Raw genomic sequence first — 16,606 nt, 5'->3', positions numbered from 1 at the left:
ATGTCAGTTTTTGCAAAATTTATCGTTATTGAAGGCTTAGAAGGCGCAGGTAAGTCGAGTGCGATTAACCTTATTCGCGACTTTATTGAAAAACATACGGGTAAAGCGCCGATTTGCACCCGCGAACCGGGCGGTACACCATTGGCCGAACGTATCCGTGATTTAGTTAAGATTGCTGATGCGAATGATCCCCTGTGTGATGAGGCCGAGTGTTTACTCATTTATGCTGCCAGAGCTCAGTTAGTTGCTAATGTCATAAAGCCCGCGCTTGCGCAAGGGCAATGGGTATTGGGTGATAGACACAATCTATCGTCATTAGCTTATCAAGGTGGTGGCAGAGGTTTAATGCCGTTAGTGGAAGCGGTGAGCACTGCAACACTAAAGGGATTTAAACCCGATCTTACTTTGTACTTAGATTTAGATCCTAAGCTTGGGCTTACCCGTGCAGCTAAACGTGGTGAGCTTGATAGAATTGAGCAACAAGCGATTGATTTCTTTGAGCGAGCACGCGCTACATATCTCAAACTTGCCAGCGAAGATGACAGTATCGTAGTTATAGACGCGAGCCAAACTATGGCCGAAGTGCACAAAGATATCTTAGCCGTGCTTCAGGCGATGGTATGGTAGCCGAGTCCGGATTTACGGCTGAGCAATTACCTTGGCTCGAAGGGCCAAGACAGGCATTTTTAGCTCAATTAGCGCGTCAAAAAATACCTCACGCACAACTCGTTGGCATTGATTCAGCCTATGGCGGTGAGTTGCTGAGTGTGTTTATGGCGCGCGCGGCTATGTGTTTGCAGCCAACGCCTGTGGGCGCGTGCGGTTTTTGTAAGTCTTGTCAGCTCTATGATGCGGGCAATCATCCTGATTTTTATCATATCGCCGCCGATGGCAATCAAATTAAAGTCGATCAAATTCGTGAGCTGTGTACGCGTCTGACAGCCACCGCACAGCAAAGTGGCAGGCGTGTAGCGATTATCCACCACAGCGAGCGTCTTAACTCCGCTGCCGCGAACGCACTCCTTAAAACCCTTGAGGAGCCAGGTAAAGACACCTTACTGATTTTGCAGTCGGATACGCCTGCACGTTTGATGGCGACGGTTAGCAGTCGTTGTCAACGCATTCCCTTTGTCGTTCCGAGTCGAGAGGTCATCAAAAACTGGCTTGCCCAGCGATGTGGTATTCAAGAGGATGTAACTTGGTGTTTGAGTGTCGTGGGTGGGCCGTTAAAGTTGGCTGAGAGCTTGCAGTGTGAGGGTAGCCAACAGAGTCGGTATCAATCCTTGCTACAATTACGCAAAGATTGGGCACAAAGTTTGTCGTCTGGTCATCTGTGTGCTAGTTTGTTAATAATAAGTGAACAACAAATAATTGATGTTCTTAAGGTTTTGTACCTACTTATACGACAGGTTTTACTGAAAAATAGCCATCAAGATGCGTTTGTTCATGCGCAACTCGGGAATTTGGCGGCTAAGATCATGGGAATGTGTCATAGCTTAAGCACAATGCCGAGCGTCAATTATTTGGCCCTGTGTCAAAGTTATGTCTTAGAATATAGAGAGATAACAAATAAGTAATATGCCATGGTAGATCTCGTCGTTAATTTTGATACCTTACATCAGTTATATCGTGCCTATATGCCTTTTATTAAGCCGGCAGGATTATTTATTGCGACCAGTGAAAGTCATTATCTTGGCCAACCGCTGACGATTGCGTATCGTTTACCCGGCGCAACCCTCACTAATGAATTTCGTGGTGTTGTGGTGTGGATTAATCCCTTAGGAGCGTCGGGTGGCCGCCCTGTGGGGATTGGCATTAAAATTATTTCTGAGCCAGATAGCCATAAACACCATATCGAAAAGTTACTGTCTCGCGAACTCGCCTCTGGCGATTTAACCTGTACTATGTAGGTTAGCCTGCATTATTGCTCTGGTTTAAACGTCTGCTCACTGCCTAAACTGGCTATTTACTTCTGTTGAATTTGACCTCGATCCCTTGGCTGGGTATCCTTGTCGTCCTTTGTTACTCTGCTTGGAAATCCTTGTGCTTATTGATTCACACTGCCATCTCGATCGCCTCAAAGCGGCGCCTGATCAACAAACCTTAGAACAGATTCTTGCTAATGCTAAAGCCCGTGGCGTGGACTATATGTTGTGCGTGAATGTACGCCAGCAGGGATTTGAATCGATGCGAGATAAAGTTGCAGCCTTCGAACAGGTATTTTTGTCATCGGGTGTGCATCCATTAGACGTTAAAGAAGGCCTCGATGTTGAGCAAATCCGCCGCTTTGCCACCGATCCTAAAGTGGTCGCTATTGGTGAAACGGGGTTAGATTATTTTTATGCAGACGACACTAAGCTGTTGCAACAGCAATGTTTTGAGCAGCAGATTGCCCTTGCGGTAGAAGTGAATAAGCCTTTAATTGTCCATACCCGGGATGCACGTGAAGATACGATCAATATGCTTAAGCAGGGTAACGCGGATAACGTCGGCGGCGTGCTGCATTGCTTTACCGAGAACTGGGAGATGGCGAAAGCGGCGATTGATCTCGGCTTTTATATTTCGGTTTCAGGCATAGTCACTTTTAAAAATGCGGGTGATCTGCGAACCGTTATCCGTAAAGTGCCTCAGGATCGTCTGCTAGTTGAAACTGATTCGCCTTATTTGGCGCCGATCCCACACCGTGGACAAGAGAATCAGCCTGCCTATGTGCGCGATGTGGCTGAGTTTGTGGCAGAGCTTAGAGGTGAGCGTTATGAAGATCTTGCTGAATACACCAGCAATAACTTCTTTAATTTATTCAAAGATGCAGCGCGTTTAGTTGGCCGTTAGCAGCAAGTGCTTTGACCCACGTTATGCGATTGCGTGATTGTTAGCGTACAGGCATAAAAAAAGGCCCAAAACGATTAAAGCTGTTTGGGCCTAGGGGAATGGCTCATTGAAGAGCCGTGCGCTACAGGTGAAAGCGCCATGCAGTGCGCTTTACAATAGACTCAGTGTAGCCGAGCTTTTGTCTTACAGTCGCGCTCACTTTCCCCTTTTTTAGGTTATTTATCGCTAAAAAATAGCGAAATTATAACGATTTCGTCTGTTCTGGTAGCAGTAACACTTTATCTTTCACTAAGTCTCTGGGTAGGTTGTTTTTTAACTTATTGCCTAAATGTTTCGCCATGCCTAATGGTGCACCGCCATAACAGACGATCACTTCACCTTGAGCTTTCACTGCGGTGTTTAGGGCAATATCTCGCCCCATCAAATACTCTTTCGCTTCAACATCGCTCACATCGACTGTTTTTGAGGTTGGGCTGAGTTGTTTTCCTGCTAATGCAATAATCGCTTCATGGCGGACTTTAAAGCCGTGTTTACTGTTATCGGCGAGTTTAATGCCAATACGCTGAAAGCGCATACGGCCGATAAAAGCGTTGAATTCATGCGGAAATAGCCAGAATTCATCATCGCGAACCATGATGAGTTCGTCCGGTAAGCTGATGCCTAAATCCTGCTGAAAATAGTCTTTGATCCCTTGGGCTTGTTTTGCTGATGCGGGCGTGAAGGGAAAGTTTTTCTGTAGTTTAGGCTCTGGTTGTAAACGCGGCACTGAGGCGGTTTTTGTCAATTTAGCGACAAAGAAACCTTCACTGTCGTAAATCTGTGGCCAGACATGTAAGAAGCCTTCGGGCGTTGTAGCTCGATCTGCACCATCAAATAAATCGCTTAAGGATTCAAATTGCACCGCATCGCCGTAGACTTGTTTTAAATACTCGCACACGCCTTGGTTTTCGAGGCGGTTTAAGGTGCAGGTTGAGTAGACCAAACTGCCACCGGGTTTCAGGGCGAGAAACGCCGATTCGATTAAGGCTTTTTGGGTTTCGCTAATCGCCAGCACATCGTCTAGGCTCCAGTGTTTTAGAGCATCGGCGTCTTTACGCACTGTGCCTTCACCGCCACAGGGCGCATCGATAAGCACGGCATCAAAACTTTCGTACAGGTATTCGCCAAATACACGGCCATCGAAATGGGTGAGGGCACAGTGGCTCGCGCCCATGCGCAGCACATTGGCGTGCAATACTTTCACGCGGCTCGCCGAATACTCATTAGCCACCAATAAGCCTCGGTTTTGCATCAATGCGGCCATTTGCGTGGTTTTTGAACCCGGCGCGGAGGCGAGATCAAGTACGCACTGCCAATGTGCATTCGGTGTAAAAAGTGCGGTCGGCGGCAACATAGAGCTGGCTTCTTGAATGTAGAATAAGCCTTGGATGTGCTCTAAGGCATTGCCGAGTTGTTCTTCTTCATCGTAACTGATCCAAAATCCGTCTTCACACCAAGGAATAGGATCGAACGTCCAGCCCTTAGGTTGCATCAAGGTCTTAAAGTCGTCACTGCTGATTTTTAAGGTATTGACCCGAATTGAACGTCTAAGCGGCCTGTCGCAGGCGGCAATAAACTCGTCCATGGATAAATGGGCGGGGAGTTCTTGGGTGATTGTATCGATAAAATTTTGATTTAATTGGACCATTGATTTCATTGAACCATAGGAAAATAGACTGTGTATCAACTGGTGCGAGTATATCATAATCCCTTATTGGGTCTGAGATTTTCTCCCGAGCCGCCAAGGCTGCTATTGTGATTTAATGTTTATGCTCTGATGATTTGAGCGATATTGGAATGAGTCGCCATAAAGCTAGCACTCAGTAGCCATGAGCTAATAGAATAAAAACAAATAAAAATAAGGGGATTAGCGTGCTGAATCGTGTGTGGTTGGCTTTTTTTATCACGGCATTGCTTGCAATAGCAGTGCAGTTATTCAATGGACATATAGAAGTATTATCGGCTTCAGTCACGGCTTTATTTGCGAGTGCTAAGCTTGCCGCTGAAATTTCTCTTGGGCTGATTGGCGTGCTTTCTTTGTGGATGGGATTGATGCAGGTAGGGGAAAAGGCTGGCGTTGTCGGCGCTATTGCCTTTGTGTTTGAGCCATTACTGCGCCGTTTGATGCCTGAAGTGCCCAAGGGGCATCCGGCCTTTGGCAGTATCACGATGAATTTAACAGCGAATATCTTTGGGTTAGATAATGCTGCCACGCCACTTGGTTTAAAGGCGATGCATGATTTGCAGAGTTTAAATCCGCTAAAAACCGTGGCGACCAATGCGCAAATCTTATTTTTAGTACTCAATACTTCCTCTGTGACCTTAGTGCCTGTGACGGTATTTCTTTACCGTGCCCAGCAAGGTGCCGCTGCGCCTGCGGATATTTTCTTGCCGATTTTACTGGCCACTTCAGCATCGACATTGGCGGGTTTGCTGGTTGTGGCGTTAGTGCAGCGAATTTCATTATTAAACTCAGTGGTGCTCGGTTATGGCGCCTTGATGCTCTCAGGGTTAGTGGCGAGTGGTTTTTATCTGATGACCTTAAGTGCTGATGCCATTGGCACAGTGTCGACGGCAATGGGCAATGGTATTTTGCTGTTATTGGTATTTACCTTCGTGATTGTTGCGGGCATTCGCAAGGTGGCGGTTTATGATGAGTTTATTGAAGGGGCGAAGGCGGGTTTTGCTCAATCTATCCAGTTGATCCCTTATTTACTTGCTATGTTATTAGCGATTGGTTTGCTGCGTGCATCCGGCGCCTTGGATTATCTGTTGCACTTGATTGCCACTGGTGTGCGGATATTAGGTTTCGACACTCGCTTTGTCGATGCAATGCCGACCGCACTGATGAAACCTTTTAGTGGCTCAGGCGCCAGAGCCATGATGCTTGAGACAATGGATCACCACGGAGTAGATTCCTTTGCGGGTCGATTAGCGGCGATTTTTCAGGGTAGCACTGAAACCACTTTCTATGTTCTCGCTGTGTATTTTGGTTCTGTGGGTATTCGCCATGGACGCCACGCCTTAGCTTGCGGTTTAACTGCGGACTTTGCGGGTATCAGCGCCGCGATTGCTGTTTGTTATTGGTTTTATGGTTAACAGGATGGCAAGTGTCTTGAGCACCCTAGAATGTGCCAATAACAGTTCGAGAAGCTAAAAATAAATCAGGCGCATTATGCGCCTGATTTATTTATAAGAGCTATTAGTGCGTTGGTGTAAGTATTTTGATGAAAAGAATTACTGGGCGGGCGCCCATTGCTGCCATTCGTTTTCGGCTTTGTGTTGCAATCTTAATACTGTTCCTGCTGCTAAACGATTATCCCCTTGAGTAGTGTCCTTAGTCGCCACATTGATGCCGCCAGCGAGTAAGGTTTCCAGTGAGCCCGCTTCGATTTGTGCACCTGAAAAGAGGCCAACATCGACTTTAATCCCTGAGGCATCCCAGAATTGACTGCTTTGATTCACTAAGTGACTGTACTGCGGCTCAATATGGGCCTGCATCAATACACTATTACCCTGTGTCGATAGGCTATAACCGTCGATTTGACCGACTTTAATCCCTCGGAAGAAGATCGGTGTGCCGACTTTCATTGAGCCTAGGCTAGTATCTTCTAGAATGAATTTCAGCGCATCTTCGGCAACGTTGGCATAACTGCTAGCGGCGAGGTTGGCAACAAACTGGGTCGCTTTTTGACTGCCTTTACCCGGTAAGACTCCTATGTAAGGACCTGTGATCAGCGTTTCTGGCGCTTTGATCCCCGCCAGAGAAATTTGTGCATCCACTAAATGATATTCACAGTCACTGCGGCTGAAATGTTCGGCATACTCCCCGTAGAGATATGCGCTAGCTGTGAGTGTATTGAGATCCGCATTGAGCTTCACTTGCGACACTTCACCTACTTGATGACCTTGATAGCGAATCGCGGCCTTGGCCGTCAGTTTGCTGGAGGCGGGTAATGTGAGGCGAATCGCCTGCGCCTGAGTTAATGCCAACTGCTTGCTCTCATAGAGTTTTAACGGGATTGTATTGCTCACTTTGTCATTGCTATCAAGCAGTCCCAGACTGATGCTGCCCTTTAATGCCCCTTGTAGAGGGGCAACGGTGACATCAATACCGGCAAGACTGGCACTGATATCCACGGCGCTGTTACGCCAGAATACTTTTGGCTTTTTCAGCAAGGGTTGAAACTGTTTGTCGATAGCGAGCTTGATAGCAAAGTCTTCGGTTTTGCTTTGCCAGTTCACTGAGTCAACTGTGCCAATTTGCATTTTTTTATAATAAATCGGTGAGCCTTGGCTGACATCGGCGCCATCTTGACTGATTAACGTTAAATGCACTTGCTGCTGACGATCATAAAAAGCTGTCGCGGCATCCACAGAGCTAAAGAGGGTCAGAGCGCTGTTAGCAGCTAAAGGTGTGTCGCTTTGACCTTGGATCAAGCTAACTGCACCTTGAGTGAGCGTTGTAAAATCCCTTGCTTTGACTGAGACACCGTCTAACGATGCGTTTACCGTTAATGCCGACTCAGGCACAAAATAGCTGTCGCTTCGAATTAGACTGGCAAACTCAGGTTGTAGCTCGAGTTGGTATTCCACCGCCGATAAATCTTTGGTTAACTTAACCGCAAGCACTGAACCGATGGGTATTTGCTTGAAGCGAACTTGAGCGCCCGCTGAAATGCCCATGTTTTCGGCTGAGGTTAAGGTCAAGAAACGCTTCTTTGATTGCAGTAAATCAGGCGCTTTGGCTTGTAAGGCAAAGCTGCTTGGTACCGCGCTTTTGGTGTTGATGCCTGGCAGGAAGTTGATCACGCTACCTGTCAGTAAGCGTTCTGGATTCTTAATGCCTGAGAGGGAAATATCAGCGCCTTCAAGCCAAAACACGCCGTCGTTAGTTAACAGTGAACCGTATTGAGGTTCAAATTTAGCCACGGCTGTAACACCATTGGACGTGAGTTGTTTACTTAAAATACTGCCAATGCTCATGCCGCGATAAACGATGCGGGTACCTTTGTCGACACCGTTAGCGTCAGCCATGGTTAGGTTTATTTCTATGCCGCCAAGGGCAGTGGTTTCTGAATCATAAAGCGAAAAAACGTCACCGTTTTTAGCTATGTCTGCTTTATCGTCAGAGCTGAAACTCACGCCGCCAGCCAGAATGGATGCCAAACTCTCTGAACTGACTTTAACTCCAGTTAGTGAAGCATCAATTTTGACGCCAGAAACATTCCAAAAGTGAGAATTTTTCTTCACTAACCGCGCATATTGCTCTTGAATGAAAGCGCTGATAATGACCCTTTGATTGCCATCTAAACGATAGCTGACCACGCTACCCACGGGGATTTGGCGGAAAAATATTGGCGAGCCAACATCGAGCGAACCGAGTTTATCGGAGGTCAATTCGACCATCACACCTTCTGAGCCGATTTGCATCGGCGGCGGTTGGCGTTCTGCTTCAAAAAAGGTCGATGCATTGCCTTTTCCTGGTTGGATAGCAATATAGTTACCCGAAAACAGCGCATCTAAGCCTTCAACACCTGTAATACTTGCTTTAGGTGTGACAAGCCAGAAGAGGGTTTCTTTATTCAAGAAAGGCTTAGCGCGGTAGTCCATCATGACCTTGACATTCACGCCTTTGAGATCTTCATCTATGCCAATGTCTTTCACTTTACCAACAGTCAAACCTTGGTATTTGACTAAGGTTTTACCTACATCAATCCCAGTGGCGCTCGGAAAGTGAATTTGAATTTCAACCCCCGATTCTTTAATGCTCTTAATGCCCAGCCAAGCACCTAATGCCAACGCGACAATAGGAAGCAGCCAAATGGGCGAAAAGAGTTTTTTCTTTACAACTTTCGGCGATTCAATTTGTGTCATCTTGAGGTTCCAATCGATCCCAGAGTAAACGAGTGTCTAAAACTTTTGCGGCTAACTGAGTTAACAGAATAACCAAGGCAAATGCGGTAGCCGCAGGCGCGGGTTTCGCGTCGAGTAATTGTCCCATGTTCACTAATGCCACTGTGATTGAGATGACAAATAAATCGAGCATTGACCAGCGGCCAATCCATTCGATGATGTGAAAACCCACCATCAATTTCTTTTTTGAAATCGGAATGTCAAAGCTGATCGCACACAGATAAATGGATAAGCCGATGATTTTAATCCATGGTACTAAAATACTGGCGGTAAACACTATGATGGCAATAGGCAGCATATCTGAATGCACTAAATGCAAAATGCCTGAAAAAATGGTGTCGTGCCGCACTTGCCCTTGATTGGTCAGCATAGTGATAGGGTAAATGTTGGCTGGCACCAGTAAGATGGCAGCGGTAATCAACAAAGCCCAACTTTTTTGCAGGCTGGAATAGTCTCTGACGTGCAACTCAGTTTCACAGCGCTGACAGTGCGTGAGTTCACTGCTGTTGAGTTGGCGACACACTTTACAGAGACATAGGCCGATATCTTTACCTTGTTGTTTCATATCAGCTATGACCTTCCAATAACGTCCACATATGTTCTAAATCGTATTCTCTTTGTAGAAACAAGGTCACGAGAAACAGCATAGTGAAGCAAAATGTGCCCATACCAAAATAAATGTCCGAAAAATCAGATAGCTGAAATGATGAAACTAAGAAGCTGATCACATAAATTTCCAGCATAGTGAGCTGCGATAAGATACCATGAAATTTTAATAACTGCTTCAATGAGTTACGCCAAAAAAGGCTACTCAACCCCCATTTTACAATTAAAATCTGTGTCAATATCGATAACAGTAATAAGCCTGGACCTATCACAGCTGCGGCAAGTACGGCGACACCTACAACCCAATAGCCTTGGTCAAATACTGCAAATGCCCCTTGGAAAACCGTAGTAGTACGAATACTGCCGAAAAAGTGGATCTCGAGTACGGGTAAAAAATTGGCAGGGAAATAAAACACTAATGCCGAAATACATAGGGCTAACATACCATTCACAGAGCAGTATGGCGTGTCATAAAGTGCAGTGCTGCAACGAGGACAGAGTGCTCTAACGCCGCTTGGCAAGGCACGTTTGCGGACTGCTAAATCGCAGGAGCGGCATAGGGTTACTGAATTTTCTGCTGCGTTTTCATGCATATAAAAATATATATTAGCCTAATAGGAGTAATAACAGCGAGATCGGTGCAAAGTGTCGTGCTAGTTAGCTGTTAAGCCACGTCTAGCGCTTTATAATCTTGGCAACGAAAGTACGCTAATAATATCAGATTAATCAGAACACTTGCATCACAAGTTCAATTTATGTCACTCTAGTTACTGTATATAAAAACAGTGCGAGGGCAGTCATGGCAGTAATAACACAGTTTGTCGTGGTCAGAGAAGGGGTTGAAAAGATGACATTCACATCTAAGAAGGAGGCTGATGCCTACGATAAGATGCTCGATATCGCCGATAACCTTATCCCCTTCATTCAAAAAGCTGATTTGGGTATAGATGAAAGTGTGGGTGAAAAGCTCGCATTCTATTTTGCTAACAATAAAGATGAGCTGACGAACTTGCTTAAAGGCGCCGTTCAGGTTAATAGTACGCCAACGAATCCGCCTGCAGCGAAAAAAGCGGCTAAAAAGACCGAAGCAGCAGAATAAAATTGTTAGGAAATGTAATGAAATCGAAATTTTATGAGTCACTTAACCGTCAAGCCTTGGCCTTGTTGGAAGGGGAAGATGACCTTGTTGCGGCGATGGCGAATTTTTCAGCCTTGCTCAATGATAATTTAACTGAGCTGAACTGGGTGGGATTCTACGTCATGCGTGGCGAACAACTGGTACTAGGCCCGTTTCAAGGTAAAGTGGCTTGTACACGCATTCCGTTAGGAAAAGGTGTGTGTGGTACAGCAGCATTCACTAATCAAACTCAGCGAGTGGCTGATGTCCATCAATTTGATGGTCATATTGCCTGTGATTCTGCCAGTAATTCTGAAATCGTTGTGCCAGTTCGTGCGCAAGGTAACGTGGTTGCCGTGCTCGATATTGATAGTCCTATCTTCGATCGTTTCGATGAAGAAGACCAAAAGGGGCTGGAATTACTGGTTAAAAGTTTTGAAAACTGCCTATTTGATTAATTTGCGTACAATAACGCATAATTCATAGTCGCAATCGGTGGCGTGCGCCTTATAATATGCGCCTGCACGCATTAAGCTGGTTTGATTGGCATGCAATGAATAAGCTTAGTGTTTTGAGCTGACAAAATTTGTTAAGGTATATTTTTTAACTTTAGTAAACGCGGCTAGGATGCTAATTTGTACGTTGACTCAATATTGAGTTTAACGAAGATAAACGACATGTAAGAAGCTGATATATATCACCTCGAATCGATGTCCCTTTTTGACTGTGGAAGTAATGATGGAATCAACAGAAAAGTTGACCGACACCAATGCAATTTTGGCGTATTTGTATGAAACATTTCCTTTGTGCTTTATTGCTGAAGGTGAAACTAAGCCATTAAAAATCGGATTGTTTCAAGATTTGGCTGAAAGGTTGGCTGATGATTCTAAAGTCAGTAAAACTCAGCTCAGAGTTGCCTTGAGACGTTACACCAGCAGCTGGCGCTATTTAAAGTGCGTTAAAGCGGGCGCACAACGCGTAAACCTGGATGGCGAACCTTGCGGCGAGTTAGAGCAAGAGCACATTGATCATGCTCAAGCCATGTTGAAAGAGAGTCAGGATAAGGCCAAAGCGAAACGTGCAGCACTTGCACCTAAGCCTGCGGCGAAGAAAGCACCTAAAAAGGTGGCCGTTCCTCAGCGTCCTAAAACTGAGCGTCCTGCTAAGCCTGCACCAAAAGCTGCAGCGCCAGTCGTAAATTATGTTCAAGCACAATTGACTGATTTAACGAAAAAACAACGCGTCAATGTTAAATTAGGTATGACACCCGTAGCCGGTGTGATTACTGACATTAACAAGGAAGATATTCATGTTCAGCTTGATAGTGGCCTAACGATTAAAGTTAGAGCAGAACATATCCTGCTGTAATCATTTATTAAAACGGAGTAACTTGTTGATGCGAAAACTCACTTTGGCTACCTCGATCGCCACTGTTTTTGTCGGATTCTCGGCTTGGGCCGTACCACCCACGATTCAAATCAGCGAGTTACCCACTCTCAAGCAGGAAGCGCAACATAAGGTTGCGAGCAAAAGGGTAACGGACTTATACACTCGTTCGCACTATCATAGATTCAATCTTGATGACGCCTTTTCTGCGCAAATTTTTGATCGTTATCTACAGCAGTTAGACTATCGCCGCAATGTGTTAACCCAAGCGGATGTCGATAGTTTTAAACCTTATGCAACCCAATTCGATGACATGCTCAGTTCTGGTGAACTTGAGCCTGCCTATAAAATGTTTGATATCGTTCAAAAGCGCCGCTATGAAGGCTTTGTCTATGCTTTATCTCTATTAGACAAAGAGATGGATTTTTCTGCGCCCGGTGATGCCTATGAGTACGACCGCGATGAGGCCGCATGGCCAAAAGACCAGACAGAAATTAATGAGTTATGGCGTCAACGTGTTAAATACGATGCACTAAATCTTAAACTCACAGGTAAGAAATGGCCTGAGATTGTTGATATCCTCCAAAAGCGTTACAACAACGCCATTAAACGGTTGATTCAAACTAACAGTGAAGACGTGTTCCAAGGCGTGATGAATGCCTTCTCCCGTAGCATTGAGCCACATACAAGTTACCTTTCACCACGCAATGCTGAACGTTTCCAAATGGAAATGAACTTGAGCCTTGAAGGCATTGGTGCTCAACTGCAACTTGAAGACGATTACACTGTCATTAAAAGTTTAATTACTGGCGGCCCTGCTGCGGGCAGTGAAAAACTGTCGCCGGAAGACAAGATTGTCGGCGTCGGTCAAGAAGGCGGTGAAATTGTTGATGTAATCGGCTGGCGTTTAGACGACGTGGTCGACCTGATCAAAGGGCCTAAGGGCAGTAAAGTTGTTCTGCAAATTTTACCGAAGAAAGGCGGTTCGAATGCGAAGCCATTCGACGTTACCTTAGTTCGCGACAAAATTCGTCTTGAAGACAGAGCTGCAACCTCTAAGGTGATTGAACCTAAAGACGGTGAGTATGCTAATCGCAAAGTCGGCGTGATCCAAATTCCTGGTTTTTATATGAATTTGTCGCAGGACGTTGAAAAAGAGCTCGTGAAGTTAAACGACGCCAAAGTAGAAGGCATAGTCATCGACCTTAGAGGTAACGGTGGGGGTGCATTAACGGAAGCCGTGCTACTGACGGGACTCTTTATCGATATGGGCCCTGTAGTGCAAATTCGTGATGCCGATGGACGAGTGTCTGCGCATCGTGATAACGACGGTAAAACCAGTTATGCAGGACCATTGACTGTGATGGTTGACCGTTACAGTGCTTCAGCCTCTGAAATTTTTGCTGCCGCATTGCAAGATTATGACCGTGCACTGATCGTCGGTGAGTCGAGTTTTGGGAAAGGCACAGTACAGCAGCATAAGAGCCTAGGCCGTATCTACGACATGTATGAGAAGCCAATTGGCCATGTGCAGTATACGATTCAAAAGTTCTACCGTATTAATGGTGGTAGTACACAGATTAAAGGTGTGACCCCCAACATTGCTTACCCAAGTGCGTTGGAGCCGGGCGAGTACGGTGAAGCTGAAGAGAAAAATGCTTTACCTTGGGATAAAGTGCCTATGGCGCAATATGGCACGCTTAATGATGTTACGCCTGAGTTAGTGACTGGCCTTGAATCTAAGCACCTTAACCGTATAAAAAACAGCGTAGAGTTTGCCTATATCAATCAAGATATTGCCGACTTTAAAAAGCATCACAAAGAGAAAACTGTGTCTCTGGTTGAAAGTGAGCGTATTGCTTCCCGCGAAGCCGATGAGAAAAAAGTCCTCGACAGAACAAACGAGCGTCGAGTCGCCAATGGTTTAGCACCGGTTAAATCAATGGAAGACATTAAAGACGACGCTGAATTGCCAGATGCATTTTTAGACGAAACCGCTTATATCACCTTAGATATGGCTGATGTGCAAAAAATGGCTAAAACTAGTGCTAAGTAGGCGCTAGTCGAGTCGATTTATCCGATATCAAAACGCGCTTATGGCGCGTTTTTTCTTATTTAGATCAGCGTTAAAGGGATCGCAATGACACAAGCTCAAGCAAAATACTTAAAAGATTATCAAGCGCCACTTTTTACGATAGAGACTATCGATTTAGCTTTTAATTTGGCTGGCAATGAAACCCAAGTGCAGGCGATCAGTCGTATAAAACGCACTTCAAAACATGCACAAGCCTTAGTGTTGGATGGCGAAGATTTGACCGTTGTTTCGCTGACTGTTAATGGTGATGCTGTGCCTTACCATGTTAGTGCAGGTCAATTAGTTCTAGAAACTGAGCTTGATGAGTTTGAGCTGAACATTATCACTAAGCTCGATCCTGGAGCTAATTCGAGTCTTGAAGGGCTCTATATGTCCGATGGTGCCTACTGCACGCAATGCGAGGCAGAGGGCTTTCGACGTATCACTTATTTCCTTGATCGCCCTGATGTATTAGCTAAATACACTGTTCGTATCGAAGCCGATAGCGCCGCATTCCCGTTTTTACTGAGTAACGGTAATTTGATTGATCAAGGTGAGTTAGATGGCGGACGCCATTATGTTTGCTGGCAAGATCCATTTCCAAAACCAGCGTATTTATTTGCCTTAGTCGCTGGCGATTTTGATCTATTGCAAGATGAGTTCATTACTCGCAGTCGCCGTAAAGTGATCCTGCAAGTGTTCGTTGATAAAGGTAATTTACATAAAGCACACCATGCGATGGCATCACTTAAGAAATCCATGGCATGGGATGAGAGCCGTTTTGATCTTGAGTATGATTTAGATATTTACATGATAGTGGCCGTCGACTTTTTCAATATGGGGGCGATGGAAAACAAAGGCTTAAATATCTTTAACACTAAATATGTGCTTGCAGATACCTTAACGGCCACCGACGAGGATTATCACGGCATTGAATCGGTTGTAGGCCATGAGTATTTTCATAATTGGACAGGAAACCGCGTAACGTGCCGCGATTGGTTCCAATTAAGTTTAAAAGAAGGCTTAACGGTTTTTCGCGATCAAGAATTTAGCTCAGATTTAGGCTCTCGTGCTGTGAATCGAATTCATGCAATTAAAGTGATCAAGAATCAGCAATTTGCAGAAGATTCTGGCCCTATGTCCCATCCTATTCGTCCAGAATCTGTCATTGAGATGAATAATTTCTACACTGTGACTGTGTATAACAAGGGCGCTGAAGTCATCCGCATGATGCACACTTTGCTCGGCGAAGAAAAGTTTCAGGCGGGAATGAAACTGTATTTTAAACGCCACGACGGCCAAGCTGTCACCTGTGATGATTTTGTGGCGGCAATGGAAGATGCCAGCGGAGTGGATTTAACCCAGTTCCGTTTATGGTATAGCCAAGCTGGTACGCCGATTGTGACTGCGATTGACAGCTTTGATGCGCAAACGGGCGTTTATCAATTGACCCTTAAACAAAGTCTAGCGAACTGTGCATCACCGCTGCATATTCCGTTTAGCTTAGAGCTCTTAGATGCGAAGGGCCATTCTTTAGTGAATGAAATCCTCAATTTTACTCAAACTGAACAAGTGTTTAGCTTTGATGGACTCACTCATAAACCTGTCGCTTCGTTACTGCAAAACTTTTCCGCGCCCGTCAAATTACAATATCGATTCAATGTGGATCAACTCGTTCACTTGATGCGTTTTGCTAGCAGCGAAGTGGCGCGTTGGGAAGCTTCTGTGACCTTAGTGAGCCAAGCTATTTGGCAAAATGTGGCGAGTTTACAACAGCAACAAGCTATGGCTCTCGATCCCCGTGTGCGCGATAGTTTTAAAGGTGTGTTGTTAGACACTGAGCTTGATCCGGCATTGATCGCCGAAATATTAGCGATACCTACGGCTTCGGCTTTGATTGAGCAAACAGAGAGTGTCGATCTAGATGCGTTAGCTTTAGCACGTGAATTTGTATTAATAGAGCTCGCTTCACATAGTGAAGATGAATTGATTGCGCTATATCGTTCTTTAGTCGCAGTAGAGAGTACGCAGGCAAGAGCCCTTAAAAATCAGTGTTTAACTTGGTTAGCTCGGGTGTCGGATGAGGCAGAGGGGTTAGTGATTTCTCAGTTCGATAACGCCAGTAATATGACGGATTCTCTTGGTGCGTTGACGGCAGCCAATGTTGGGAATTTACCTTGTCGTGATGAACTGATGACGACATTTGAGCTACGTTGGCAGGATACGCCATTGGTGATGGATAAATGGTTTATGTTGCAAGCGACCCGTGATGCAGATGATGTGATTGAGTGTTTGCGTCAGTTGCAGCAACACAAGTGCTTTAGTATGAGCAATCCAAACCGAGTGCGTGCTTTAGTGGGCAGTTTTGCTGCCGGTAATATTTATCAATTCCACCGTAGAGACGGTAAGGGTTATGCTTTCTTAACCGAATGCTTAATGACCCTTAATAAGCTCAATCCGCAGGTTGCGGCCCGTATGGTGACGCCATTGATCCAGTATCATAAATTCGACTTAGGCCGCCAAACCTTGATAAAAGCCTGTTTAGGGCAACTTTTGGCTTTGCCTGACTTATCTAAGGATATGTACGAAAAAGTCTCTAAAGCATTGGCAAAATAGCAGTTTGTAGGAGGAGGGCA

General features: G+C 45.3%; 14 protein-coding genes. 10 read left to right on the top strand and 4 right to left on the bottom strand.

From position 1 onward, the window contains the following. The 4 genes from tmk (at window position 1) to GWI56_RS05090 (ending at window position 2,832) form a co-directional block, all read left to right on the top strand. On the top strand, window positions 1-627 hold the full coding sequence (gene tmk, locus GWI56_RS05105; RefSeq protein WP_028759750.1) for a dTMP kinase: 627 nt from the start codon (window positions 1-3) through the stop codon (window positions 625-627). Beyond that, entirely contained in the window at window positions 621-1,577 is a 957-nt protein-coding gene (gene holB / locus GWI56_RS05100) for a DNA polymerase III subunit delta' (RefSeq protein WP_198572309.1), read from the top strand. Before tmk ends, holB begins: the two co-directional genes overlap by 7 nt. Before the next feature lie 6 nt (window positions 1,578-1,583). Then, window positions 1,584-1,910: a PilZ domain-containing protein gene (locus GWI56_RS05095; protein WP_028759752.1), complete on the top strand. Its 327-nt coding sequence runs from the start codon at window positions 1,584-1,586 to the stop codon at window positions 1,908-1,910. A 133-nt stretch (window positions 1,911-2,043) separates the two neighbouring features. Further along, window positions 2,044-2,832, top strand: coding sequence for a YchF/TatD family DNA exonuclease (locus GWI56_RS05090; RefSeq protein ID WP_131523337.1), 789 nt, complete (start codon window positions 2,044-2,046; stop codon window positions 2,830-2,832). Between the two features lie 241 nt (window positions 2,833-3,073). Here the strand turns inward: GWI56_RS05090 and rsmF are convergent, their stop codons facing one another. Continuing rightward, window positions 3,074-4,519: a 16S rRNA (cytosine(1407)-C(5))-methyltransferase RsmF gene (rsmF, locus tag GWI56_RS05085; protein ID WP_198572308.1), complete on the bottom strand. Its 1,446-nt coding sequence runs from the start codon at window positions 4,517-4,519 to the stop codon at window positions 3,074-3,076. 224 nt (window positions 4,520-4,743) lie between these two features. Between rsmF and GWI56_RS05080 the strand changes: the two genes are divergently transcribed. After that, window positions 4,744-5,970: a spore maturation protein gene (locus GWI56_RS05080; protein WP_198572307.1), complete on the top strand. Its 1,227-nt coding sequence runs from the start codon at window positions 4,744-4,746 to the stop codon at window positions 5,968-5,970. A 138-nt stretch (window positions 5,971-6,108) separates the two neighbouring features. Here GWI56_RS05080 and GWI56_RS05075 read toward each other — a convergent pair whose 3' ends face one another. The 3 genes from GWI56_RS05075 to GWI56_RS05065 are packed head-to-tail and all read right to left on the bottom strand — an operon-like array spanning window position 6,109 to window position 9,986. Then, on the bottom strand, window positions 6,109-8,748 hold the full coding sequence (locus GWI56_RS05075) for an MlaD family protein (protein WP_198572306.1): 2,640 nt from the start codon (window positions 8,746-8,748) through the stop codon (window positions 6,109-6,111). Next, window positions 8,735-9,352, bottom strand: a complete 618-nt coding sequence (locus GWI56_RS05070) for a paraquat-inducible protein A (RefSeq protein WP_105252657.1) — start codon at window positions 9,350-9,352, stop codon at window positions 8,735-8,737. Before GWI56_RS05070 ends, GWI56_RS05075 begins: the two co-directional genes overlap by 14 nt. 1 nt (window position 9,353) lies before the next feature. Then, on the bottom strand, window positions 9,354-9,986 hold the full coding sequence (locus GWI56_RS05065) for a paraquat-inducible protein A (protein WP_173496834.1): 633 nt from the start codon (window positions 9,984-9,986) through the stop codon (window positions 9,354-9,356). Between the two features lie 206 nt (window positions 9,987-10,192). On the opposite strand from GWI56_RS05065, the gene GWI56_RS05060 reads away from it, so the two are divergent. From GWI56_RS05060 to pepN, 5 genes are all read left to right on the top strand, one after another. Further along, window positions 10,193-10,492 (top strand): YebG family protein, encoded by a 300-nt coding sequence (locus tag GWI56_RS05060; protein ID WP_105252655.1) that lies wholly within the window; start codon window positions 10,193-10,195, stop codon window positions 10,490-10,492. 17 nt (window positions 10,493-10,509) lie between these two features. Beyond that, entirely contained in the window at window positions 10,510-10,968 is a 459-nt protein-coding gene (locus GWI56_RS05055; protein ID WP_028759760.1) for a GAF domain-containing protein, read from the top strand. A gap of 280 nt (window positions 10,969-11,248) precedes the next feature. Beyond that, window positions 11,249-11,878, top strand: a complete 630-nt coding sequence (gene proQ / locus GWI56_RS05050; protein ID WP_028759761.1) for an RNA chaperone ProQ — start codon at window positions 11,249-11,251, stop codon at window positions 11,876-11,878. 28 nt (window positions 11,879-11,906) lie between these two features. Next, entirely contained in the window at window positions 11,907-13,952 is a 2,046-nt protein-coding gene (prc, locus tag GWI56_RS05045; protein WP_198572305.1) for a carboxy terminal-processing peptidase, read from the top strand. A gap of 84 nt (window positions 13,953-14,036) precedes the next feature. Then, a complete protein-coding gene (pepN, locus tag GWI56_RS05040; protein ID WP_198572304.1) occupies window positions 14,037-16,586 on the top strand; it encodes an aminopeptidase N in 2,550 nt (849 codons plus the stop codon). The last annotated feature ends 20 nt before the right edge of the window (window positions 16,587-16,606 follow it).

The sequence above is a fragment of the Shewanella sp. DW31 genome (assembly GCF_015767295.1).
In the GTDB taxonomy this organism is placed as follows: Bacteria; Pseudomonadota; Gammaproteobacteria; order Enterobacterales; family Shewanellaceae; genus Shewanella; species Shewanella oncorhynchi.
Note: the sequence above shows the minus strand (reverse complement) of the source record. Positions and strands in the feature narration are given on the sequence as shown.